Origin of the sequence: Streptomyces sp. NPDC018947 (assembly GCF_044390505.1) — a bacterium.
In the GTDB taxonomy this organism is placed as follows: domain Bacteria; phylum Actinomycetota; class Actinomycetes; order Streptomycetales; family Streptomycetaceae; genus Streptomyces.
Genome location: NZ_JBIRZD010000006.1, coordinates 104437 through 127700 on the forward strand (window position 1 = coordinate 104437; position 23264 = coordinate 127700).

18 protein-coding genes and 3 pseudogenes are annotated in these 23264 nt (G+C 71.6%); 11 read left to right on the forward strand and 10 right to left on the reverse strand.

The annotated features are described in order from the left end of the window. A partial coding sequence (locus ACH499_RS13930; protein ID WP_399015677.1) for a plastocyanin/azurin family copper-binding protein occupies positions 1–612 on the reverse strand: 612 nt, incomplete at its 3' end. Positions 613–1243: 631 nt separating this feature from the next. On the opposite strand from ACH499_RS13930, the gene ACH499_RS13935 reads away from it, so the two are divergent. From ACH499_RS13935 to ACH499_RS13980, 10 genes and pseudogenes are all read left to right on the forward strand, one after another. Further along, positions 1244–2224, forward strand: a complete 981-nt coding sequence (locus ACH499_RS13935) for a multicopper oxidase domain-containing protein (protein WP_399015678.1) — start codon at positions 1244–1246, stop codon at positions 2222–2224. Between the two features lie 270 nt (positions 2225–2494). Continuing rightward, positions 2495–3457 (forward strand): annotated as a pseudogene (locus ACH499_RS13940) (ThuA domain-containing protein); the annotation flags it as partial. Between the two features lie 3 nt (positions 3458–3460). Continuing rightward, positions 3461–5410, forward strand: a pseudogene (locus ACH499_RS13945) (ThuA domain-containing protein); the annotation flags it as partial. 9 nt (positions 5411–5419) lie between these two features. After that, positions 5420–6553: pseudogene (locus ACH499_RS13950) on the forward strand (family 16 glycoside hydrolase); the annotation flags it as partial. Between the two features lie 274 nt (positions 6554–6827). Continuing rightward, complete coding sequence (locus ACH499_RS13955; protein ID WP_356205172.1) at positions 6828–7616, forward strand: GntR family transcriptional regulator; 789 nt, start codon at positions 6828–6830, stop codon at positions 7614–7616. A 32-nt stretch (positions 7617–7648) separates the two neighbouring features. Then, a complete protein-coding gene (locus ACH499_RS13960; RefSeq protein ID WP_010986276.1) occupies positions 7649–7876 on the forward strand; it encodes a ferredoxin family protein in 228 nt (75 codons plus the stop codon). Between the two features lie 13 nt (positions 7877–7889). Continuing rightward, a complete protein-coding gene (locus ACH499_RS13965) occupies positions 7890–9251 on the forward strand; it encodes an ABC transporter substrate-binding protein (protein ID WP_399015681.1) in 1362 nt (453 codons plus the stop codon). Continuing rightward, complete coding sequence (locus ACH499_RS13970) at positions 9248–10141, forward strand: ABC transporter permease (protein WP_399015682.1); 894 nt, start codon at positions 9248–9250, stop codon at positions 10139–10141. Before ACH499_RS13965 ends, ACH499_RS13970 begins: the two co-directional genes overlap by 4 nt. Beyond that, entirely contained in the window at positions 10119–10907 is a 789-nt protein-coding gene (locus ACH499_RS13975) for an ABC transporter ATP-binding protein (RefSeq protein ID WP_399015684.1), read from the forward strand. The genes ACH499_RS13970 and ACH499_RS13975 overlap by 23 nt, the downstream gene beginning before the upstream one ends. Before the next feature lie 12 nt (positions 10908–10919). Beyond that, complete coding sequence (locus ACH499_RS13980) at positions 10920–13649, forward strand: fumarate reductase/succinate dehydrogenase flavoprotein subunit (RefSeq protein WP_399015687.1); 2730 nt, start codon at positions 10920–10922, stop codon at positions 13647–13649. A 317-nt stretch (positions 13650–13966) separates the two neighbouring features. Here the strand turns inward: ACH499_RS13980 and ACH499_RS13985 are convergent, their stop codons facing one another. Then, entirely contained in the window at positions 13967–14191 is a 225-nt protein-coding gene (locus ACH499_RS13985; RefSeq protein ID WP_356205168.1) for a hypothetical protein, read from the reverse strand. A gap of 602 nt (positions 14192–14793) precedes the next feature. Here ACH499_RS13985 and ACH499_RS13990 point away from each other — a divergent pair. Next, on the forward strand, positions 14794–14997 hold the full coding sequence (locus ACH499_RS13990) for a cold-shock protein (RefSeq protein ID WP_356205167.1): 204 nt from the start codon (positions 14794–14796) through the stop codon (positions 14995–14997). 264 nt (positions 14998–15261) lie between these two features. Here the strand turns inward: ACH499_RS13990 and ACH499_RS13995 are convergent, their stop codons facing one another. From ACH499_RS13995 to ACH499_RS14030, 8 genes are all read right to left on the reverse strand, one after another. After that, positions 15262–16578, reverse strand: coding sequence for a phytase (locus ACH499_RS13995; RefSeq protein WP_399015690.1), 1317 nt, complete (start codon positions 16576–16578; stop codon positions 15262–15264). 213 nt (positions 16579–16791) lie between these two features. Further along, positions 16792–18042: a lytic murein transglycosylase gene (locus ACH499_RS14000; RefSeq protein WP_399015692.1), complete on the reverse strand. Its 1251-nt coding sequence runs from the start codon at positions 18040–18042 to the stop codon at positions 16792–16794. Positions 18043–18080: 38 nt separating this feature from the next. Further along, a complete protein-coding gene (locus ACH499_RS14005; protein WP_399015695.1) occupies positions 18081–18845 on the reverse strand; it encodes a hypothetical protein in 765 nt (254 codons plus the stop codon). Positions 18846–18872: 27 nt separating this feature from the next. Further along, positions 18873–19493 (reverse strand): hypothetical protein, encoded by a 621-nt coding sequence (locus ACH499_RS14010; RefSeq protein WP_399015696.1) that lies wholly within the window; start codon positions 19491–19493, stop codon positions 18873–18875. Continuing rightward, positions 19448–20173 carry a hypothetical protein gene (locus tag ACH499_RS14015; protein WP_399015699.1) on the reverse strand — a complete coding sequence of 242 codons (726 nt, stop codon included), beginning with the start codon at positions 20171–20173 and terminating at the stop codon, positions 19448–19450. The genes ACH499_RS14010 and ACH499_RS14015 overlap by 46 nt, the downstream gene beginning before the upstream one ends. After that, positions 20170–20688, reverse strand: coding sequence for a hypothetical protein (locus tag ACH499_RS14020; protein WP_399015701.1), 519 nt, complete (start codon positions 20686–20688; stop codon positions 20170–20172). The genes ACH499_RS14015 and ACH499_RS14020 overlap by 4 nt, the downstream gene beginning before the upstream one ends. After that, positions 20685–21977 carry an MCE family protein gene (locus ACH499_RS14025; protein ID WP_399015703.1) on the reverse strand — a complete coding sequence of 431 codons (1293 nt, stop codon included), beginning with the start codon at positions 21975–21977 and terminating at the stop codon, positions 20685–20687. Before ACH499_RS14025 ends, ACH499_RS14020 begins: the two co-directional genes overlap by 4 nt. After that, the gene (locus ACH499_RS14030; RefSeq protein WP_399016016.1) at positions 21974–23158 is read right to left on the reverse strand and encodes an MCE family protein; all 1185 of its coding nucleotides are present in this window, start codon (positions 23156–23158) and stop codon (positions 21974–21976) included. The genes ACH499_RS14025 and ACH499_RS14030 overlap by 4 nt, the downstream gene beginning before the upstream one ends. Positions 23159–23264 lie beyond the last annotated feature (106 nt).

Consider the following 23264-nt stretch of genomic DNA (forward strand, 5'->3'; position numbering starts at 1 on the left):
GGCGTCCGAAGCGGACAGTGCGACGCTGGCGCTGCCGACGTAGTTCCCGGCATCGTCCTTCGTCCCCGACACCGTCGCTGAAGTGTCCGGGGCAGTGGTGTCGTCGCCGGGCGCGGCCGTGACGATGAGCTCGCCCGCCATCATCTGATGGCCTGGCATCGCACAGAAGTAACGGTAGACGCCAGGTGTGAGGGTGACTTCGGCCGTGTGCCTGCCTCCCTGGGAGTCGAAGGGGCTCGCCAGGATGTTGAGGCTGACGTCGTTGTTGTAGTCGGGGTTCGAGGTGTCGAACGTCAGGGTGTGCGTCAACCCCGTCGTGTTGCCGGCCGCCGTGCTGTTGTCGAACACGATGGTCGCCTTGCCCGCCACCGCGGTGGTGGGGGCCGACGTGTACTTCATGTAGTCGTCGCCGGCCGTCCAGGTGAGCACCTGGTCCGCTGCGGTCTCCTCCGCGCTCTTCACCGTCGCGTACGCGGCCGGAACGGCCAGGGCGAAAGCCGTGAAGACAACGGCCAAGAGCGCCATCAGCACCGGATGCGCGCGGAATCGTTCACGTGGCGCGGATCTTGAAGAGGGCGGATCCGTCTGGGTATGGAGCAGTCTTCCGAACACCGCTGCACCTTTCGGGAATTCGCTTGTGCGGCACCGCGCAGGACCCGCGGTCCCGCCGGGTGGACGATCGGCCGCCGGGATGAGACACGAGTCCTCCGCTCACCCGACCGGCGCCCTGGACGGAACGGGGGCGGGCGCCGCGCTTCGGTTGATCGCCCGCGCGCGACGACGGCGGGGGCGCCGTCACTCACGCGCAGGCGGCATCCGCCCCTGTCTCTGCGAGGCCGCTGGCACCGCGAACCCGAGGGCGGGGTTCACGCAACCTCTTTCCATGCGGCAACGCTGGGAAGTTAGCGGGTCTTTTGACGGTCCGCCAAGACCTATGACCGGAATCCAACCAACTTTGACCTGAGTCTGGAAAAACTGGAGGCGTGCCCGCTACGGTGTCCAGCGCCCCGAAGTGAATCCTGTCCGCCCAGCCGATCCGATCCCGGATGCAGCCGGCACACCGAGCCAAGCTCGACCGCTTCCACCGGAGTCCGGTCCGACGACCGCTCCGCCTGCCTGGCGGGGCCGAACACCCGGCGCACCACCGCGTACCGCCGTGACGGGACAGCTGCCGTCGGCGGCGGCTCATACCACGACCACGAAACACCTTCGGGCACGCACGCGTTTCGAGGATTGGAGAACGATGACCGACTCAGGCGCAGGCACGAGACGCCTCTTCTCCCGGCGAGCGTTCGCCACCGGCGCGGCCGCCGCGGCGGTCGTGCCCACGGTGCTCGGCACCGCCGCCGCCACCGGCCCGAAGGACGAGCCCGGTGAAGGAAACGGTCGAGGAAAGGACAAGGGCACCGTCCGCGAACTGACGCTGTACATGGAGAAATTGTCGAACGGGGAGATGGGCTACGGCCTGGAGCCCGGCAAGGCGACCATTCCCGGCCCCCTCATCGAGATGACCGAGGGCGACACCATGCACATCGAGGTCGTCAACAACCTCGATGTCGCCGCGAGTCTGCACGTGCACGGAGTGGACTACGACGTCGCCAGCGACGGCACGGCGATGAACAACAGCGTCGTCGAGCCGGGCGGCCGGCGGACCTACGTCTGGCGCACCCACGCCCCGGGACGGAACAAGGACGGGACCTGGGATGCCGGCAGCGCCGGATACTGGCACTACCACGATCACAACGTGGGGACCCCACACGGCACGGGCGGCCTCAAGAAGGGCCTGTACGGACCCGTGATCGTGCGCCGCAAGGGCGACGTGCTGCCCGACAAGCAGTTCACGGTCGTGTTCAACGACATGACGATCAACAACAAGGCCCACCACGACACTCCCACCTTCAAGGCCGTCCGCGGCGAGCGCGTGGAGTTCATCGTCATCACCCACGGGGAGTTCTTCCACACCTTCCACGTGCACGGCCATCGCTGGGTGGACAACCGCACCGGGATCCTGCAGGGCCCGCAGGACGTGAGCCGGGTCATCGACACCAAGACCGTCGGCCCCGCGGACTCCTTCGGGTTCCAGGTGATCGCGGGCGACCATGTCGGCGCCGGCAACTGGATGTACCACTGCCACGTTCAGAGCCACTCGGACATGGGCATGGCCGGCCTCTTCGTCGTGACCGAGGCCGACGGCACGGTCCCCGGCGGCACGCCCCACCACTAGAAGGCAGCGGGCGGGGGCCTGATTCGGGCTCCACCCCCGAAACCACGCCCGTCCGGCCTGCCTGACGGCCTGGCGGGCGTGCACCAAACCTGCCGCTGGTCGGTCCTCGCCCGCCGGGACCCGGGGCGACCCCGACCTCCCTGCTCCGGCACCCCGTCCTTCCCGGGCGTCGTGACCGCCTGCCCGGACACACCGGGCGGGGTCCCTGCGGCAGCCCTCGCTCCATCCCCTGACCACTCTTCCGTTGCCGGATCGAGTCAAGGAGCAAACATGGGCAAGAGAGACCGGTTCGTCGCCCTGTCAAGACGAAGAGGATCGCCGCCGTCACGTCCTGGGCGCTCCTCTCGGCACGCGTGGTCCTTGCGCCACGCGGTCGTTCTGCTGTCCAGCGTCGCGCTGACCGCGGGGCTGACCGCGCTGCCTGCCGTGCAGGCGCAGGCGCAGGCGCAGGCGCAGGCGCAGCCGACCGTCGAACGCGGCGGCCAGGACGCCGCCACCGACACCAAGGTGAACGTCCTGGTATTCCACGGACCGGCCGCCAAGCAGGACGACCCCGTCAAGAAGGCCACGGCGGCGATCGCGGACCTCGGGGAGAAGAACGGGTTCAAGGTCGTCGAGTCCGAGGACGCGAGGGTGTTCAACACCGCCGACCTCGCCAAGTACCGAGGGGTGGTGTTCCTGTCGGCCGACGGCGTGACGCTCAGCGCCGAGCAGGAAGCCGCGTTCCAGTCGTACATCAACAACGGCGGCGGCTTCGTCGGCGTCCACGACGCCGCCCGCGCCCAGGCCGACTCCTCCTGGTTCACCGGGCTCATCGGCACCCGTCCGGCCCTGGGCCTCCCCGACGCCGAGAAGGTCGTCGAGAGCGCGGCCAACGGGGAGAATCCGCCGAACGAGACCAAGGACAAGTTGTTCGACGGCAAGGACGACACCAAGTGGCTGACCTTCACGCCGACCGGCTGGGTCAGCGCGAAGCTGGACAAGCCCGTCGCGGTGGTCAACTACGCGCTGACCTCGGCCAACGACTCCTCGGGACGGGACCCCAAGGACTGGAAGCTGCAGGGCTCGCAGGACGGTGAGACCTGGAAGACCCTGGACACCCGTACCGGCGAGACCTTCCCGTCGCGGTTCCAGACCAGGCAGTTCCAGTTCACCAACAGCACGGCCTACCAGCACTACCGGCTGGAGATCACCGCCAACAGCGGTGAGCCGCTGACCCAGCTGGCCGAGCTGCGGCTCTTCAGCGCCAACCCGACGCCTCCGCAGGACTCCAAGGTCCAGGAGGCCGTCGTCGACGTGACGGACCGACAGCACCCGGCCAACAAGGGACTGCCGCTCAACTGGACCCGCTCCGACCAGTGGATCAACTGGGAGCCCAACCCGATCGGCAAGGTCCACACCCTCGCCCAGGTCGAGGAGTGGAAGTACAAGCCGGGAGCCGGCGCCAACGGTGCGTTTCACCCGATCTCGTGGTGCCGCGACTACGACGGCGGCAGGTCCTTCTACACGGGCATGGGCCGCACGGAGGAGAGCTACACCACCGACACCAAGTTCCAGAGCCACCTCCTCGGCGCCATCCAGTGGACCACCGGCATGGTCCGCGGGGACTGTCAGGCGACCATCGCGTCCAACTACAAGACCGAGCGGCTGACGGCCCAGAACCAGCCGGGGCAGCTCGACCAGATCGGTGAGCCGCACGGCCTCACCATGGCACCTGACGGCAAGGCCTTCTACATCGGGAAGGCCGCCTGTCCGTCCGGCCCGATCAGCTCCTGGAACGACCCCAAGGTCGGCCTGGGCTGTGGCACCATCCACCAGTGGGACCCCAAGACCAAGAAGGTCAAGCTGCTCACCACACTCGATGTGATGGGCAACCGGGGCAGCGGTGACGAACTGGTCAAGAACGAGGAAGGCCTGGTCGGCATCACCCTCGACCCGAAGTTCGAGAAGAACGGGTGGGTCTACATCTACTGGATGCCGCACGAGTCGATCGACCGCGACAAGCGGATCGGCCAGCGGACGGTCTCCCGGCTCACCTACGACTTCGCGACCGAGTCCATCGACAAGGGCACCCGCAAGGACCTGCTGCACTGGGACACCCAGATCCACAGTTGCTGCCACGCCGGCGGCGGCATGTCCTTCGACAAGGACGGCAACCTCTACATCGGCTCCGGTGACAGCAACTCCTCCGGCGGCTCCAGCGGCTACTCCGGGAACAACTGGACCCAGGACTACAAGGGCACGTCCTTCCAGGACGCCCGCCGCACCTCCGGGAACACCAACGACCTGAACGGCAAGATCATCCGCATCCACCCCGAGCCCGACGGCACGTACACCATTCCCAAGGGCAACCTCTTCCCGCCGGGTACCGCCAAGACCCGCCCCGAGATCTACGTGATGGGTGTCCGCAACATCGCGCGGCTCTCCGTCGACCCGGTGCACAACTGGCTGAACGCCGGCTGGGTCGGGCCGGACGCGGGCGCTCCGGATCCCGAGCTGGGCCCGGCCAAGTACGAGACGGCCACGATCATCACCTCCGCGGGCAACCAGGGCTGGCCGTACTGCATGGGCAACCGGCAGCCGTACCGCGACCGCAGCAACACCGACGCCGGCAAGCTCACCGGCTGGTACGACTGCGACAACCTCAAGAACGAGTCGCCGCGCAACACCGGCCTGGTGGACATCCCGCCGGCCCGTGACAACATGATCTGGTACTCGCCCCAGGGCGGCGGCCCGGTCTTCCCCGAGCGCCCCGACGGCAGCGGTGTGCCGTCCTACAAGTCGAGCGAGGCCACCTACACCCAGCCGTACCTCCGGGGTGGCGGCCAGGCCATCATGTCCGGTCCGACGTACCACCGCTCCCAGGTGGACACCAAGAGCGGTGTCGCCTGGCCGGAGTACTGGAACGACAAGTGGTTCATCGGTGACCAGTCCAACGCCGGCAACCGCGTCGCGGTGACCGTCGACCCGGACAAGGTCAAGGACGCGGGCGCGCCGGCCTTCGGCGAGGACCTGCGCAGCATCATTCCGTCCGGCGGCGGCTCCACCCAGCTGCAGAGCTGGATGGACGCCAAGTTCGGTCCCGACGGTGCGCTGTACATGCTCGACTACGCGGGCGGCTTCTTCAGCCTGCATCCCAACCAGAAGCTCATCCGCATCACCTACCAGGGTGGCCCGGCCACCCCGAAGCCGCAGGACGCCGGGGCTCGCGTGATCAAGCAGAGCGAGCCCAGGACGGTGGCGTTCTCCAGCGCCAAGGCCGGCGGTGTCGCCTGGGAGTGGGACTTCGGTGACGGCAGCAAGCCGTCGCACGAGGCCAACCCCACGCACACCTACGCCGACTACGGCACGTACAAGGCGAAGCTGACGGTCACCTACGCCGACGGCGAGAAGGCCACCGCGACGTTCGACGCCGAGGCCGGCTGCCCCGCGCCCGACGCCCGGAAGACCGTCAAGCTGCTCGACACCGACACCGGCGTGGCCAACCACCGTGCGGGCGGTGGCTGCACCGTCAACGACCTGATCGACGACGAGGCGTCCTGGCCGAACCACGGCGAGTTCGTCAGTCACGTCAGCGGCGTCGTCAACGACCTCCGCAAGGAGGGCGTCCTCGACAACCGGGAGTCGTCGGCGATCCAGAAGGCGGCGGCCAAGAGCGAGATCGGCAAGGTCGCCGGGTACGAGCCGATCTTCGACGGGACCGCGGCGAGCCTGGCGGACTGGCGGCAGGCCGGCCCCGGGAAGTTCTCACTGCTGCCCGACGGCACCATGCGGAGCTCCGGCGGCATGGGCATGCTGTGGTACGCCAAGCAGGAGCTCGGGGACTTCTCGGTCAGGCTTCAGTTCCGGGACGTGGCTCCGGGTACCGGAAACGCCAACACCGGTGTCTTCATCCGGTTCCCCGATCCGCGGACGCCGCTGGCCGAACGCCCGGCCGGCAGTTGCGGGACGGTCGGCTCGGCCCGCACCGCACCCGAGTGGGTCGCGATCTTCTGCGGTCAGGAGATCCAGATCTACGACGGGGCCACGGGCGAGGCCCAGAAGACCGGCTCGGTGTACAACTTCAAGCCGGTCGGACTGGACAAGGCGGGGGTGACCCCGAAGGGCCAGTGGAACGACTACGAGATCCGCGCGGTCGGACAGCACTACACGATCATCCGCAACGGCGTGGTGATCAACGAGTTCGACAACACGCCCGGCAAGTCGTCGTCCCGGGCGGGTGACCCGCCCACGGACCTGCGTCAGTTCCTCAGCGGGTACATCGGGTTGCAGAACCACGGCAACAACGACCTGATCGAGTACCGCAACATCCGGGTACGGAGCCTGTAGTCGCACAGCGCCGGTGCCGGGCCCGGGGCAACAGCCCCGGGCCCGGCACCGGTGCGAGCGGTCGCCCCGCAGCGTGACCTTGTGGCAGGCCCGCTGGTGGAGCTCGCAGCCGTAGCCGACCCTCCCCACCCACACCCTCACACCCTGCACCCCGGTGGCGCATCTCCCCCCAGCCAGCAGGAAACCCCAGCTCACGCCCACCTGCGGCGGAACCGCCGATGGCGCAACACTTCAGCAACACCACGAACCCCACCACATAGGTATGGTTCCCGCCATGCCCCCCACCGACCGCATGCGAGACCACGCCGGCCAGGGCGCGACCACCGTCGCCGCCCACCGCGCGCGGCGCCGGCTGCGCGCCGACAGGGCCCGCCAACTCGCCGATCTGCTCCGCCGCCAGATCCTCACGGAGGTCTTCCCCGACGCCACGCTTCCCCACGAGGACGCCCTCGCCACCGAGTACGGCGCCTCCCGCAACACCGTCCGCGAGGCACTGGACCTGCTCCGCGCCGAAGGGCTCGTCGCCCGCCAGCCCGGCGTCGGCACCGTGGTCGTGGCCCGCAAGTACGCCCACGGCCTGGACCGCCTGATGGGCCTTGCCGAAACCCTCCACGAACACGGCCGGGTCACCAACGAGGTCCGCACGACCGTCCCGGTCCGCGCTCCCGCCCCGGTCGCCGAACGTCTCCACGTCCCACCCGGCACCGACGTCCTCTACGTCGAGCGCCTGCGCCGTCTGAACGGCATCCCCCTCTCCCTCGACCTGACCTACCTGCCCCTCGACATCGGCACCGCCCTGCTCGGCGCCGACCTGGAGAACACCGACGTCTTCCGCCTCCTGGAGTCCGTCACGGGCCGGCCTCTCGGTCATGCCGAGATCACCCTGGAAGCGGTCGCTGCGGACGCGCACTGTTCCGCGGTGCTCGAGGCCCCGCGCGGCACGGCGGTCCTCATGCTGGAACGCCTCACCCACCTCGCGGACGGCCGCCCCGTTGACCTGGAGTTCATCCGCTTCCGCGGTGACCGCATCGCGATGAGCGGCCTCCTGCACCGCTCCCGGTAACCCCCCTTCTTCGCACATTCCTGGAGACAGCCATGCCCTTGGCGCCCCAGCGGGCCGACGTGCCCGTGACCATCGACGAGTCGAAGTGCATCGACGGCTGCACGCTCTGCGTGGACATGTGCCCGCTGGACTCCCTCGCCATCGACGAGAGCAACGGCAAGGCATACATGCACGTCGACGAGTGCTGGTACTGCGGCCCGTGCGCCGCCCGCTGCCCCACCGGGGCCGTCACGGTCAACATGCCCTACCTGCTGCGGTGAGAGGCCGACTCCCATGAAACCCGAACGTTCCGCCGTCCTGGCCACCACGGCCCTCGCCACCCTGCTGCTCCCCCTCACCGCCTGCGGCGGCACCGCGTCGGCCGACGGCGACGGCTCGACGGTCACCGTGACGGTCGGCTACCAGTCCCGGACGATCAACACGGTCACGGCCGGCACCCTCCTGCGCTCCCTCGGCTACTTCGAGAAGCACCTCAACGCCCTCGGCGACGGCGTCACCTACAAGGTGGACTGGCAGGACTACGCGACCGGCGCGCCCATCACCGCGCAGATGACCGCCGGAAAGATCGACATCGGCTCGATGGGCGACTTCCCGCTGCTCATCAACGCGGCCCGCGGCGAGCGGCTCGGCGAGCCGACCCACCTGGTCTCGGTCACCGGCTACAACCTCCGCGGCGGCCTCAACACCATCGTCACCGCGCCCGACTCCTCACTCAGTTCCCTCAAGGACCTCAAGGGCAAGAAGGTCTCGACCAGCGTCGGCTCGGCTGCCGACGGCACGCTGGTACGGGCGCTCCAGCGGGCCGGCCTCGACCCGGACAAGGACGTCGAGAAGCTGAACCAGCAGCCGGCCGTGGGTGCTTCCGCCCTGTCCTCGGGCAGCGCGGACGCCCTGTCGCAGTTCGTCGCCTGGCCCGGCCTGCTCGCCCAGCAGGGCAAGGCGAAGGCCCTGTACGACGGTGCGCAGCTGAACCTGCCCACCTTCCACGGAGTCGCCGCCCGCGAGGACTTCGCGAAGAAGCGCCCGGCCGTGCTGGACGCCTTCCTGAAGGCCCAGGCCCAGGCGACCGACTATCTGAACGCGCACCCGGTGGACGCCGCCGAGACGGTCGCCGAGGCCACCGGCCTGCCCGCCGAGACGGTCTACCTCTACAACGGCGCCCAGGGCATCGCCACCTTCGACCCGGCGATCAAGCCCCAGCTCGTCGCGGCCCTGAAGGAGGACGTGTCGGTCCTCAAGGACGCGAAGCTCACCGGCGACGTGGACGTGGACGCCTTCGTCGACGACCGCTACGTGCGCAAGGCACTCGGTCCGGCGCAGTACGCCGAGCGGCTCTCCACCACGCCCCCCGAGCCGGCCGGCGAGGTCTGGCCCGAGGGCGCACGCAAGACCGTCTCCTTCACGTCCCCCAGCGCCCTGCTGCGGCACGTCGCCACGCACCGCGACGCCGTCCGGGCCGCCTACGTACCCGACACCACGACCGGCACCCTGTGGTTCGCCGACCGGTCGGTGTGGGTGGCCGACGGCGACGAGCTGCTGCCCTTCGTCACACCGGCGACCGCCGAGGCGTACCTCGCCGGGCACCGCGGAGCACGCGTCGTCACGTACGCCGAGGCGCTGGAGCGAGCGTCGTGACCCGGTACGCGCTGCGCGTCGCCTCGCTCGCCGCCGCCCTCGGCCTGTGGCAGCTGCTGACCAGCCGGGACGTCGACCTCTGGCTGCGCTTCTCGCAGTTCCCCACCACCACGGACGTGGCCCGCACATTCGCCGACCGGCTGGCCGGCCCCGACTACTGGACGGACCTCACCGACAGCCTCACCCGGATCCTCACCGGCTTCCTGCTCGCCGCCGTCCTGGGTGTGGCCACCGGTGTGCTCGTGGCCCGCTCGCGGCTCGCCGAAGACCTCCTCGGCCCGGTGCTGGAAGTGATCCGCCCGATCCCGGCCATCGCCCTCGTCCCCGTAGCGATCCTCCTCTTCCCCTCCAACGAACAAGGCATCGTCTTCATCACCTGCACCGCCGCCTTCTTCCCCGTCCTGGTCTCCACCCGGCACGCGGTCCGCGCGCTGACCCCCGTGTGGGAGGAGGCGGTGCGCACGATGGGCGGCGGCCGGTGGCGGGTGCTCGGCTCGGTCGTCCTGCCGGGCGCGCTGCCCGGCGTCTTCGGCGGCCTGTCGGTCGGGATCGGCGTGTCATGGATCTGCGTGATCTCCGCCGAGATGATCTCCGGTCAGTACGGCGTCGGGTACCGCACCTGGCAGGACTACACCGTCGTCGACTATCCGGGCGTGTTCGTCGGCATGGTCACCATCGGCGTGCTGGGCTGGCTGACCTCCACGGCCGTGGAGCTGCTGGGCCGCCGTCTGACCCACTGGCTGCCGCGCGCGTCGTACGGCCCCGGCCCCGCCCGCGCCACGTCCGCGCGGGCCGGCACGGCCGCGCCCGTCGTCCGCACCGCCCTACCCGCCGTACGCAAGGGCACCGAGCCCGAGGAGGCACGCGATGACTACCTCGTCCGAGACTGAGCTGCGCCAGGCGGCCGGCCCGCGGACCTCCTCGCGTGGCGCCCGTCTCGCTCTGCGCGGCGCCGTTCTCGGCCGCCCAGGAGCCCCCACGCTGACCGGTGTGGACGTCGACGTCCCCCCGGGCGGGATCCTCACCGTGGTCGGCCCGTCGGGCTGCGGCAAGTCCACGCTGCTGCGCACCCTGGCCGGGCTGCTGCCTCCGCTGGCCGGGACCGCCGAGCAGGACGGCCGGCGCATCGAGGGACCGGGGGCCGACCGCGCGCTGGTCTTCCAGGAGGACGCCCTCCTGCCCTGGCGCTCGCTGCGCGCCAACGTCGAACTCCCCCTCGCCATCCAGGGCCTGTCCCGCGTCGATCGCCGGGAACAGGCGGCCACCTGGCTGGACCGGGTCAAACTCTCCGCGCACGCCCGGCAGTTGCCGCAGCGCGTCTCCGGGGGCCAGCGCCAGCGCGCCCAGTTGGCCAGGGCGCTCGCCGCGCGTCCCCGTGCCGTCCTGATGGACGAGCCCTTCGGCGCCCTCGACGCCCAGACCCGCGCCGGCATGCAGGACCTGCTGGTCGAGGTGCTGCACGGCACCGGCGCGACCGTCGTCTTCGTCACCCACGACGTGGACGAGGCCCTTTTCCTCGGCGACCGCGTCGCCCTGCTCGGCTCCGGCCGGCTCACGGCCGTCCGCGACGTGCCCCGCCCACGGGACCGCGCCGCGCACGACGACCCGACCCGTGTGGCGCTGCGACGCGACGTCCTGACATCCCTCAGCACCTGAAAGGCCCCCCTGGTGGAGATCCCCGCCCTCACCGACGCCGAAGAACTCTCCTGCGACGTACTCGTCATCGGCGCAGGCACCGCCGGCACCATGGCCGCGCTGACCGCCGCCGAACACGGCGCGGACGTACTGCTGCTGGAGAAGGCCCACGTCCGCCACTCCGGCGCCCTCGCCATGGGCATGGACGGCGTCAACAACGCCGTCATCCCGGGCCGTGCCGAACCCGACGACTACGTCGCCGAGATCACACGCGCCAATGACGGCATCGTCGACCAGTCCACCGTCCGCCAGACCGCCACCCGCGGCTTCGACATGGTCCGGCGACTGGAGTCGTACGGGGTCAAGTTCGAGAAGGACGAGCACGGCGACTACGCCGTCCGCCAGGTGCACCGCTCGGGCTCCTACGTGCTGCCGATGCCGGAGGGCAAGGACGTCAAGAAGGTGCTGTACCGGCAGCTTCGGCGGCGCGAGATGCGGGAGAGGATCCGCATCGAGAACCGCGTGATGCCGGTACGGGTCCTGACGGCGGAGGGCCGTGCCGTGGGCGCGGCCGGCTTCAACACCCGCACCGGACAGTTCGTGACCGTCCGCGCCGGCGCCGTGATCCTCACGACCGGCGCCGCCGGCCGGCTCGGCCTGCCCGCCTCCGGCTATCTCTACGGCACCTACGAGAACCCCACCAACGCGGGCGACGGCTATGCCATGGCCTACCACGCGGGCGCCGAACTGACCGGCATCGAGTGCTTCCAGATCAACCCGCTGATCAAGGACTACAACGGCCCCGCCTGCGCCTACGTCGCCAACCCCTTCGGGGGCTACCAGGTCAACCGGCACGGCGAACGCTTCGTCGACTCCGACTACTGGTCGGGCCGGATGATGGCCGAGTTCGCGGCGGAGGTCGCCAGCGACCGCGGCCCGGTGTACCTGAAGCTCAGCCACCTCCCGGAGGAGTCGGTCTCCGCCCTGGAGTCGATCCTGCATTCCACCGAGCGCCCCACCCGCGGCACCTTCCACGCGGGCCGCGGCCACGACTACCGCACCCACGACGTCGAGATGCACATCTCCGAGATCGGCCTGTGCGGCGGCCACTCGGCCTCCGGCGTCCGCGTCGACGACCACGCCCGCACCACCGTGCCACGCCTCTACGCCGCCGGCGACCTGGCCTGCGTGCCGCACAACTACATGATCGGCGCGTTCGTCTTCGGCGACCTGGCGGGCAAGGACGCCGCCCGGTACCGGCCGTACGCAGGAGAGTTGCCGGCCGACCAGGTGCACGCCGCGCACGAACTGGTCTACCGCCCGCTGCGCAACCCCGACGGCCCGCCGCAGCCGCAGGTCGAGTACAAACTGCGACGTTTCGTGAACGACTACGTGGCCCCGCCCAAGTCCGGGGCGCGGCTGTCGCTCGCCCTGGAAGCGTTCGAGCGGATGCGCGCGGACATCGCGGCGATGGGCGCGCGCACCCCGCACGAGCTGATGCGCTGCGCCGAGGTCACCTTCATCCGCGACTGCGCGGAAATGGCCGCCCGGGCCTCCCTGGCCCGCACGGAGTCCCGCTGGGGTCTCTACCACCAGCGCGTCGACATCCCCCAGCGCGACGACGCGTCCTGGTTCCACCATCTCGATCTGCGCAAGTCCCCTTCGGGTGCGATGGAGTTCACGGCCCGTCCCGTGGCTCCCTATCTCGTGCCGGTGGAGGAGTTCACGCCGATCGGCGGGCCCTCTCGGCACCTCGGCGAGGTGCACCCGGAGCAGGTGGCGACGGCCGGCGCCCGCGATGCCGCACCCCGCGCCGCGGCGGCGCTGCCCACGGTGGCCCCGGACGACGGCGGTCGCCCGGCCGGCGAGCCGCCGGCCACGGCCCCGCCCCGGCTGCTGGAACTGCTGAACCTGGCCGAGAACGAGCCCGAACTGTCCGCCCTCTGGCCGTACTTGTCCGACCCCGAGCCCGCCGTCCGGCGCACAGCGGTCACCGTGCTGACCGAGACCGTGCCCGCAGGCACAGGTCCGGCACTCGCCGCCGCCCTGTCCGACCCGGACGGCAAGGTACGCGCGGCCGCCGCGGCCTCGCTGCGCGAGCTGGCCGAGACGCTGGCACCCGAACCGGCGCTGGGCGAGCCCCTGGACCGGGCGCTGGACCAGCCCGACCCCCTGGTCCGCGCCACCGCTCTCGACCTGCTGCGCGTCCTGCGGCTGGGCGACCCCGGTACGTTCGCCGGGGCCCTGGGCGATGCGGACACCTCCGTGCGCATCGAGGCCGTACGCGGGCTGGTCTCCGTGGACGCCGCGCAGTCGCTGGCACCGGCCGTCGAGGACCCGTCCCGCGAGGTCCGGGTAGCCGTCGCCAAGGCGCTCGGCACGCTGCGGGTGACCCCCCGGGCGGGCGGCGCTCACGACCGGCTCACGGAGGACCCCGACGGGCTGGTCCGCGGCGCGGCCTTCGCGGCGCTGGCGGAGACGGGCTGCCCGGCTCCGCTGGCGGCACGGGCGGTCGCCGCGCTGTCCGACCCCGACTGGCGCGTACGGGCGGGCGCGGCCACCGCGCTGTCCGCCGCCGCCTCCGACACCGCGGTCCCCTTCCTCGCCAAGGTCCTCGCCGACCAGAACGCCGATGTCCGCAAGGCGGCCGTCCTGGCCCTGACCCGGCACACCGAGGCATCGCCGGATGCCCGGTCGGCACTCGCCACGGTCACCACCGACAGCGACGCCGACGTCAGGGCCTACGCGGCGCGAGCCCTGTGACACGGCAGCGCCCGCGGTGCCCCTCATATCCAGTCGTCGGGCTCCGGCTCCGGTGCCCTGCTCGCGGGCCTGTTGCACATGCCGGACCCCAGCCCCCCCGACGGCGGGAGCAGCTCGGCGGGCTTGCGGCTTCCCCCGGAGCAGCCCGTGCTCCATGCCTGCCGGCCCGGCAGCAGGAGCCCGCAGCGGGCCTCGGCGGGCTCCTCAGCTCGGGCGCGGTGCCGGCGAGGCGGTAGGAGACGGTGCGGTCTCGACGATGCTGAGGGGATCGACTCGGCCGTAGGGCGGCGTCGTGCCGGTTGCCCCCGCCTCCCGGCTCAGTCCTTGACGCGGTGCAGTTGTATCTGATGATTGGCGAAGAGGTGCACGAAGCCGCAACGCAGGCAGATCAGCCCAGTAGCGGTCTCGTCCGCCCACGCCAGATTGAACAACTCCCCGCCTGTGCTGTTGAGTTTCACACCTCGTTCGCGGAAGACATCGCTCTTGCAGACCTGACACGTGATCCATGTCTCTCCGAGCGAGGCCCGCACCGCTTTGGCCATTGCATCCCCTTTGCATACCCGCCACCGTGGCACTGGGCCATCAGTACTCAGTCGCTCATGTTCGGCTTGTCTTTGATCATCGTCGGGCAATCCGTCGTTCGGGAGGGCATTTGAGCAAGAACTGAGCACGAGGACCGAACACGGCAGCGTTCACCGTCCTGGCACCATGCGCGACCAGGCCGCGCCCAGGCCGTGAAACGGCCCGTATCACCGGGCGCGCACGCCTGTCAGTCGTGTGGCGGCGGTGCCTGCGCCTTGGGCAGTTGCGTCGCGATGGCGGTGAGGCGTTCGGCCGGCGCGCCGGGGTTGGATCTCGTCATAGCGGTGAGACGGATTGTCGCCGTCGTGTGACGGAGCGGTCCGAACCGGACGGCGGGGGTGACGCGGACGCCGCGGCGGGCCCGCGCCCGCCGAGCCGATACCCGTGGCGGGCGGTGCCGGGACCGGGGGTGAGTCGCAGAATGCCGCCAGACGGGGACGGAGCCGGTCCGCGACCAGCGTTTTACCTTCCCTGGGCGTGAGGGGGCCCGCATGATCCACCTCATGGGCGCGGTGATCGGCGGGTCCGCACCGCCCGTTCCTCGACGAAAGGCAGAACTGCCATGGCCACCGGCACAGTGAAATGGTTCAACCCGGAAAAGGGCTTCGGTTTCATCGAACAGGACGGTGGGGGCCCGGACGTGTTCGTCCACTACTCGGCGATCACCGGTAGCGGTTACCGGGAGCTCAGCGAAGGCCAGAAGGTCCGCTTCGACGTCACTCAAGGGGTCAAGGGCCTGCAGGCCGAGAACGTCACCCCGACCTGACGGGAGCCGGGCCAGGCCGGGGTAGACGTGGCGTTCACGTGACGGCCGGGCCGACGAGGAGCCGGACCGGGCCATCGGCGCGGATCACGACCGGGCCGCCTGGCCGGTCCGTCGTGACGAGGTCCGGTTCAGCTCACCCCGAGCGCCGAGCTCATCAAGCACGCCCCGTTGCAGCCCGGGCCACACGTGGCCCGATGTCGGGGGGCCTGCTCGTCGGCGTCATCGAGGCCGCCGGCGAGATGGCACGGCAGCCGCCGACAGGGATCAGTCGTCGAGGACGTCCATGACCTTGCCGAGGTCGACGAACTTGAAGTTGGTCGAGTCGCGGTCGCCGTCACCGGGGGCGTCGTGCCCGTCCTGGACGACGAGGAGACCGTTGGGGTACTTGGAGCCGAGCGGGGCGTTCAGGACCGCGGCGCCGTCGCACTCCTCGGAACCGTCGAGGGTGTCGTTCGCGGCGGCGACCCGGAAGCCGCCCTCGTACTCGTTGGCGTCTTCCAGCCCGCGGTCGTAGGCGGCGAAGGTGTTGTCGCCCTGGCTGGAGGCGAGGACGTAGCCGTCGCCGCCGGACTCGGTGAGCAGGGTCAGACCCTCGACGTCCGCGGAGATCTTCGTGCCGCCGAAACCGGGGTCGGCGCCCGGCGTGCACTCCTCGGTCGCCTCGTCGTAGACGCCGGGGACACCGTACTCGCGGACCTTGTCGATCAGCTGCGGCGTGCCGGCGAGGTCGGCGCGCATCCGCCAGACCCCGATGTCCTCCTGGCCGGCGTAGAGCATGCCGTTGGCCGGGTCGACGACCATGCCCTCGACCTGCGGCAGTTCGCCGGGTTCGCCGCAGGGGGACCACGAGGTGCCGTCGGGCAGCCCGAAGGAGGAGGGTAGGTCAAGGGTGCGGACCTTGCGGTACGTGACCTTGCCGTCGGCGGTCGGCAGCAGCTCCAGGAGGGCGATGCTGGTGCGCTCGCGACGGCTGACCAGGGCGTAGGACTTCCCGGTCGCCCGGTCCGTCCAGGTCGCCAGGCCGTAGGCGGTCCGCTGGTCGTTGATCTCGGCCTGGTCCTGCGAGAACACGGGCGGCGCGGCGGGGTCGGTGATGTCGGTCAGCGGGCCGCCGGTGCGGTCGCGGTCGATGCGGTAGAAGCGCAGCCGGTCGTGGCCGCGGTCGCTGGTGACGGCCAGGTCGGCCTTCCCCGAGGAGAGCCGCAGGCCGTGGACGAGGTCCACGTTGTTGAACCGGCCCGGGGCGTCGTCCTCGCCGGCGGCGGGGGGCGCGGCTATCGACTGCACCGGACGCGCGTCCAGGTCGTAGACGCACAGCCCGCCCTCCTTCGCGGTTGCGACGACGAGGCTGCGGCCGGGGGCCGCGGCGTTGCGCCAGATGGCGGGGTCGTCCGCGTCGGCGTTGCCGCCCTCGTCGTCGTCGTGCAGGACCGGCGTCTCCGCCCGGGGGGTGACAGCCGGCAGGAAGTCACCAAAGACGCGGTGGCGGCCGTCGGCCTGGGCAGGCACGGCCAGGGCCGCCGCCGTGAGGGCCGTGGCCACGGCCAGTACGGCCGACCTGACGATCGTGGAGCGAGTCACGCGGTTCTCCTCCGAGAGGGGTAACAGGTCTCGCGAGAGCATGATCGGCCTTCGTGTCGGCACGGCATCGCCGACCGTCTCCTCGCATGTCCACGAGGTAACGACGCGTCGGACGGCGGACGGTACGTCGGGAGCGATCGCTCGACGAGTTGAGTCATGCGCGGCTCACCAGACGATCATTCCGGGGAGCGCCGTCCCCTCGCCGGGAGTCGTTCAGGCCCAGCAGGTCGGCTCTTCTCCCGGATCGGCCGGGTCCGCGGCGGGCGGCGTGTCCGTGCTGGGAGAGGGACTCGGCAAGCCGGAGGGGCAGTCCTGCGGCGTGGAGGGTTCGGAGGTCGGTGTGGGCGGGTCGGAGGGGTCCGGTGTGGGCGAAGGAGCCGGTGGCGTCGGACCGGTCGGGGACGGGTCCGGTGACGGCGAGGGGGCGGGTGTCGTCGGGGACGGGGACGGCCGGGGTGAGGGCGGTGCCGGTACCGGGAGTGAGGGGGCTGGGGTGGGCGAGCCGGGATCGGGGCCGACGATGATGCCGCCCTCGTGGCCCTGGTCGCTTCCCCCCTCCCCGCCGGCGCTTCCACGGCCGCCCCTGTCGACCGCTTCGGTCGCCGGGGTGTCGCCGCCGGCTCCGGGGGACCGCGGGATCACGCCCTCGCCGTCCGGCACGCCGTGCACGCCGCCGCGGTAGAAGGCCAGCCAGCGGCGGACCAACGCCAGGTAGGAACGGGAGTGGTTGTAGCTGAGAACCGCTCGGTCGAGGTCGGCGGCCCGGCTCAGGTCACGGTCCCCGGCGCACAGGTAGTGCCCGGCGGCCAGGGCCGCGTCGAAGATGTTGTTGGGGTCCTCGCGGCCGTCACTGTTACCGTCGGCGCCCCAGCGCGCCCAGGTCGACGGCAGGAACTGCATCGGCCCCACCGCCCGGTCGTACACCGTGTCACCGTCGTGGGCGCCGTCGTCGCTGTCCAGGATCAGGGCGAAGCCGCGCCCGTCGAGGGGCGGGCCGGTGATCCGGCCGAGCGTGGTGCCGTGCCGGTCGACCCGGCCGCCGCGCGCCTGCCCCGACTCGACCTTGCCGATGGCCGCGAGCAGTTCCCAGGGCAGCGCGCACCCGGGGTCGGTCCGGCCGACGGCCGTCTCCGCGGCGCGGTAGGCGCGCAGGACCGTGGCCGGGATGCCGGACTCGGCGCGCGCCCGGGTCACCTGGGCGGGGCGTGCCGGGACATCCGGAGTGACCAGCGGCGGGAGTTCGGTGTGGTAGGAGCTGTCGTCGGGCGGGGCGAGTTCGCTGTACGGGAGGTCAGGGGCCGGAGCGGGCCGACGGTCGTCGGCGGCGGGACGGGCGCTCTTCTCCTGCGGGAGGCCGGGGGCCTGGGAGGCGGTGAGCGCCGCCACCGCGGTGACGGCGACGGCCGTGGCCCGCAGACCTCGCCGGGTCCGGACGGGCACGCGTCGGTCACGGTGTGCGGGCATGGTCGGTCCCTCCTTGGGGAGTGAGGCGCGTGCGGGGGTCAGCGGCCGAAGGTGTCGATGCCCGAGACGAGCCACCGACCGTCGCGCCGCTCGACGTCGACGGCGAACATCGCGCCGGCGTAGGCGCCGTCCTCACCGGCCTTCTTGTCACCGGCGGTGCTGACGCTGCTCTGATCGGCATAGACCAGGACGCGGGCCCGGTCCCCGTCGATGCGCTCGACCGCGCTGTCGGTGACCGTCGTGGTGATCACCGCCTTCTGCTCGTCGGCCCGGGCGCGGATGTCGCCGAACAGGTCCCGGTGCTGGGCGACGGCCCGTCCCGTCAGCCATTCCTTCGCGGCCCTGTCGAAACTGCCGGGGTCGGCGTGGTCGTACGAGAAGAGGGCGGCGACCGCCTTCGTCGACTGCCCCTTGATCTCACTGGTGCGGGCGGTGTCGGAGAGGGCGGTGTTGCTCGCGGCCGGAGTGTCGCGGATGGCCTGCGCGCGGGAATGGGCCCAGCCGGCGAAACCGCCGAGGACCACGGTCAGCAGGCACAGGACGGCGAGCACGCGGCGGTTGCGCCGGAGCCGGGGCGGGCGTTCGGACGTCGCGTCCGGTCGGTCCGGGCGCTCGTCCCGTGCGACGGGGGCCCGGCGCGCGGTCGCCCTTCCGGCGTGGGGCGTGTGCTGGGTGCGGGCGGGTCGAGGCGGGTAACGCGGTTCTCCGCGCCCGGGGAGGGTGTCGGTGCCAGCCGGGGCCCGCAGGGCCTCGCGGGCCTGGCGGCGGCGGAGGTTGTTCAGGTGGTGCCGGGTTGTCGGCATCGTGTGTCGTCCTCTCCTGAGGCCGGGTCAGCCGGCCGGCGTGCCGCCGACGGGAGCCTGGCCCAGGGCGCTGAGCTTCCAGTGGCCGCCGGTGCGGGTCAGTTCGCCGAGCATGCGGCTGTCCTTGTCGGTGCTCGCCTCGCCGGGCGCCTTCACCGTCACCCTGAGGGCGACGAGCACCCGGGCGCGGCCGGCCCGGTCGTCGAGTTCGGTGACGGCACCGGACAGCACACGTGCCGTGGTGACCGTCTTGGCGGCCTTCACACGCGTGGCGAACTCCGCCCGCCCGGCGCTCAGTTGCTCGTGGAGGTCCCCTGTCGTCGAGGACTCCCACAGGTCGAGGCCCCGGTCGACGCGCCGGTGATCGAGGGTGTTGAGGTTTTGCACGGCTTGTTCGCCGGCGGCCAGGGCCTCGTCGCGCTGCACGGCGTAGGCCCTCGTGTCGTCGTGCGCCGCCTCGTACCAGTCCCAGCCCGTCCACGCCGCGAAGCCCCCCGCCACCAGGGTGAGGGCGAGGGCGAGTCCGGTGACCGGAAGGGTCCGGACTGCGGCCGGCAGGCTCACGATGCGCCTCACGCGTGCTCCCCTCACCCGCCGCGGTGTCAGTGGGTCCTGATGTCGACGATCCGCCACTGGTCCTCCTCCCATCGCGCGGTGACCGTGAGCTGAGCTGCCGCGGCGGTCGTGCCCGCCTTGCCGCGGTGGGACATCTGGTCGAGGAAGACCAGCAGTCGGGCGCTGTCGCCGTCGAGTTCGATCACCCCGGTGCGCACGGCCTGGGTGCTCAGGGTGACGCGCTGCTCGGCGACGTCCCTGCGGATGCGGTCCATCAGTTCCGTGTACTGGCGTTGCGCGCGCCCCGCGAGGACGGACCGCGCCGCGCGCTCGGTGGCCTCCAGTCCGTCCGGTGCGTACGAGAAGACGCGGGCGAGGGAGTTGCCGACGTCACCGGCGACGCGGCTGGTCGCCCCGGCGTCGGTCAGCGCCCGGTTCTCGGCGGACGGGGTGGTCCTGAGCTGGTGGGCGCCGTGGAAGAAGGCGCAGCCGCCGAGGACGAGCAGCGCGGCGCCCACCGAGGGGACCAGGCGTCTCGAGAGGGCACCCGCACGCCGGTCGCCGCGGCGGGCCTTCGTGAGGTCCTGCTCGGGGGTCTCGTCACCGGGGGTCTGCTGCCCGGGTCCGGCATCCGCGTCGGTGCCCGACTGCCGGCCGGCGGCGGGGGGCGCGTCCGTGCGGTCACCGTGGTGTCCGGCGACCGTGTCGTCCCGCGTCGCGTCACCCGAGGGTGCGGGGTTCCGGGACCGTACGAGGTGCGTCAGCCTGGTCATCTGTTCTCGTCCTCCTCCGCCGTCCGAGCGAGCGGGACCGCGCTCAGCGCCTTGACCTTCCACTCCCCCTCGCCGGTGCGGGCGAGGACGGCTTCCAGCCGCTTGCGGTCCGTGGTCGGCGTCTTCGCTCCGACGGGCGTGACCTCGACGCGCACGGTCGCCACGAGCTTGGCGGTGCCCGCTCGGGTGTCGAGGGCGGTGAGCGCGGCCTCCGTGACCGTGCCCCGCGCCGAGGCGCCCTCGGCGGGAGCCGTGTTGCCCAGTTCGTCCCGCAGGGGCCCGGTCGTAGCGGCACGCCAGTCCTCGATGCCCGCCCGTGCCCGCCGCGCGGACGAGGCGTCGAGGGTGTTCAGCACGGCGAGCCGCTCGCGTCCGTCGGCCAGCGCCTCGTCGCGCTCACGGCTGTACGCGAGGGATTCGTCGCCCCGCGCCTGTGCGTACGTCCACGCCCCGGCGCCGCAGAACGCCAGCGCCACGGCCAGGCCCACCCCGGTGAGAACCCCCGCCCGCCTCACCGGCCGGTCTCCGCGTCCGCGCCGAGGAGCCCCGGCAGGCCCCTCGCCTCGCTCCCGCCCGTGTTCGGCAGCGCCAACGCGCCCGGCAGGGACGCGGAGGCCCCGGTCGGGGCGGCGCCGCCCTTACCGCCCTTGCCGCCCGAGGGCAGGGATCCGGGCTTGGCCGGGTCGGGTACCGTGCCGCCCCGGGGGGCGTTGGCGGAGCCTCGTACGTTGACCCCGCTCGCGGCCGGTGCCGTGCAGGAGGCACCGGTGTTGAGGGCGGGAGCGGTGCCGAGGTCCAGGCCGGTGCGGTACCGGGTGGCGCCGTACCCGTCGGTGCAGGGCAGGGGCTGGAAGAAGGTGACGGCCAGGCCGAGCTTCATCGTTCCTCCGTCGACGGCGGTGGCCCCGGCGGAGACGGCCGCCGGGTACTTCACCAGGAGCTCCTCGATGCCGCGCTGCCGAGTGACGGCGACCTCGGAGGTGGTGAGCAAGTTGGCGAGGACGACGCCCAGACTGGGGTCGAGGTCCCGCAGCAGCCCGCTGACCTGGGTTGCGGCTCCCGGTGTGACGGCGAGGAGCCGACGCAGGTCGGCGTCGGAACCCTTGAGGGAACGGGCGAGTCGCGTGGCTCCGTCGGCGAAGCCGCGGATGGCCTCCGCCTCCTCGGCCTGGGTGCGCAGCACGGTCTCGCCGTCGGCGAGCAGGCGGGTGGTGACGGGCAGGTTGCGGTCGGCGGCCTCGATGAAGGCGCTCCCGTTGTCGAGGAGGACCTGGAGGTCGTCGCCGTGCCCTTCGAAGGCTTTGCCGAACTCGTCGACGACCGTGCGCAGGTCCTCCAGCGGCACGGACCGGGTGAGGGCGTTTACGCTGGTGAGGACGTCGGTCACGGGTGCGGGGACCTCGGTGTCGGGTTGCTCGATCAGGGCGCCGTCGGCGAGGTAGGGTCCGGTGTCGCTCTCGGGCCGCAGGTCGATGTACTGCTCGCCGACCGCGGAGAGCCCGGCCACCACCGCGCGGGTGTCGGCGGGGATGTCGGGGGCGGACTTCTGGATGCGCAGTTCCGCCACCACCCCGTCCGCGGTCAGCTCGATCGGGCCTACCCGGCCCACCGACACGCCTCGGTAGGTGACGTCGGAGTGGGTGAACAGGCCTCCTGTGCGCGGGAGTTCGACCTTCACGGTGTAGTGGTCCGCGATGCCGACGTACCGGCCGAGATCCGCGTAGCGGATGCCGAGGAAGCCGAGGACCAGAACCGCGATGACGAGGAAGGCGAGGTTCTTCAGGCGTACGGCCGGGGTGATCACCGCTGTGCACCTCCGTCCCCGGTGTTCGTGTCGGGCGTGGGCACGGAGGGCAGGGGCAGCGGCGCCGGCGGCGAGGCCGTGGCCGCGGCGCCGGACCGCTTCCCGGGCGCGGCGTCCCGCCGGCTCTGCGTCGTGGGGGTGGGGCCGCCGGTGGGCGAGGGGGTGCCCTGCGGGACGAGGGGCGGGACGATCCGGGTGCCGGGGGCGGCGGTCATCCTCAGGTACACGTTGAGGTAGTCGCCCTTGACGCCGTTCAGGACCTCGTCGGTGAACGGGTAGGTGAGGAGCACCTGGAGTGAGTCGGGCAGGTCGGCGCCCGCGTCGGCGAGGGCCTTGAGGGTGGGGGCGATGGCTTTCAGGTCGGCGACCATGTCGTCCTTGCTCGCTTCGACGGTGGTGACGGCGACCCCGGACAGCGTGTCCAGGGAGCGCAGCATGGTCAGCAGGGAGCCGCGCTGTTCGTGCAGGGTCTTCAGGCCGGGTGACAGGTCGGTCAGGACGGTGCGTACGTCCTCCTGCCGGCCGGCGAGCGTCGCGGCGAGCCGGTTGACGGCGTCGAGGGCGTCGGTGATGTCACCGCGGTGGTCGTCGAGGTTCGCCACGAGTTTCTCGACCCGTCTCAGCATGGAACGGACCTCGGGTTCGCGTCCGTCGAGGGCCTTGTTCAGTTCCTGCGTGATGGTCTTGAGCTGGTTGACGCCGCCGCCGTTGAGCAGCATGGACAGCGCGCCGAACACCTCCTCGACCTCGGTGTTGCGCCCGGTGCGGGCGAGCGGGATGACAGCGCCGTCACCGAGCCGCCCCGCGCCGGCCGGTTCGGCGGGCGCGACGAGCTGGACGTACTTCTCGCCGAGCAGGCTCGACTGTTCCAGGCGGGCGCCGGCGTCGCGGGGCAGCCGGACGTCGCCGTTGATCTTCATGGTGACGCGGGCCGACCAGTCCTCGCCGTCGAGGCGGATGTCGGTGACCCGGCCCACGGCGACGTCGTTGACCTTCACCGCGGCCTGCGGCACCAGGCTGAGGGCGTCGTCGAGTTCGGCGGTGACGGTGTAGGGGTGGGAGCCGAGGTCGGCGCCGCCCGGCAGGGGCAGGTCCTCGATGCCGTCGAAGCGGGGAGCGGTGACGGAGAACGCGCCGAGGGCGAGCGCGAAGCCGAGGCCGAGGGCGAGGAGTCCGCCGATGCCGGCGCCGGTCACGGCGCCGGTGGTGAGCACCCGGCGTCGTACGGTGCCGTCCGGAACCTCGACGCGCTCCGCCTCGGCGGTCTCCACCTGGTCCGCGCCCGTG

Coding starts and splice junctions, on each gene's coding strand:
- ACH499_RS13935 (WP_399015678.1), top strand. CDS start 1,244: ATGACCGACTCAGGCGCAGGCACGAGACGCCTCTTCTCCCGGCGAGCG.
- ACH499_RS13955 (WP_356205172.1), top strand. CDS start 6,828: ATGCCCCCCACCGACCGCATGCGAGACCACGCCGGCCAGGGCGCGACC.
- ACH499_RS13960 (WP_010986276.1), top strand. CDS start 7,649: ATGCCCTTGGCGCCCCAGCGGGCCGACGTGCCCGTGACCATCGACGAG.
- ACH499_RS13965 (WP_399015681.1), top strand. CDS start 7,890: ATGAAACCCGAACGTTCCGCCGTCCTGGCCACCACGGCCCTCGCCACC.
- ACH499_RS13975 (WP_399015684.1), top strand. CDS start 10,119: ATGACTACCTCGTCCGAGACTGAGCTGCGCCAGGCGGCCGGCCCGCGG.
- ACH499_RS13985 (WP_356205168.1), bottom strand. CDS start 14,191: ATGGCCAAAGCGGTGCGGGCCTCGCTCGGAGAGACATGGATCACGTGT.
- ACH499_RS13990 (WP_356205167.1), top strand. CDS start 14,794: ATGGCCACCGGCACAGTGAAATGGTTCAACCCGGAAAAGGGCTTCGGT.
- ACH499_RS14000 (WP_399015692.1), bottom strand. CDS start 18,042: ATGCCCGCACACCGTGACCGACGCGTGCCCGTCCGGACCCGGCGAGGT.
- ACH499_RS14005 (WP_399015695.1), bottom strand. CDS start 18,845: ATGCCGACAACCCGGCACCACCTGAACAACCTCCGCCGCCGCCAGGCC.
- ACH499_RS14010 (WP_399015696.1), bottom strand. CDS start 19,493: ATGGGAGGAGGACCAGTGGCGGATCGTCGACATCAGGACCCACTGACA.
- ACH499_RS14015 (WP_399015699.1), bottom strand. CDS start 20,173: ATGACCAGGCTGACGCACCTCGTACGGTCCCGGAACCCCGCACCCTCG.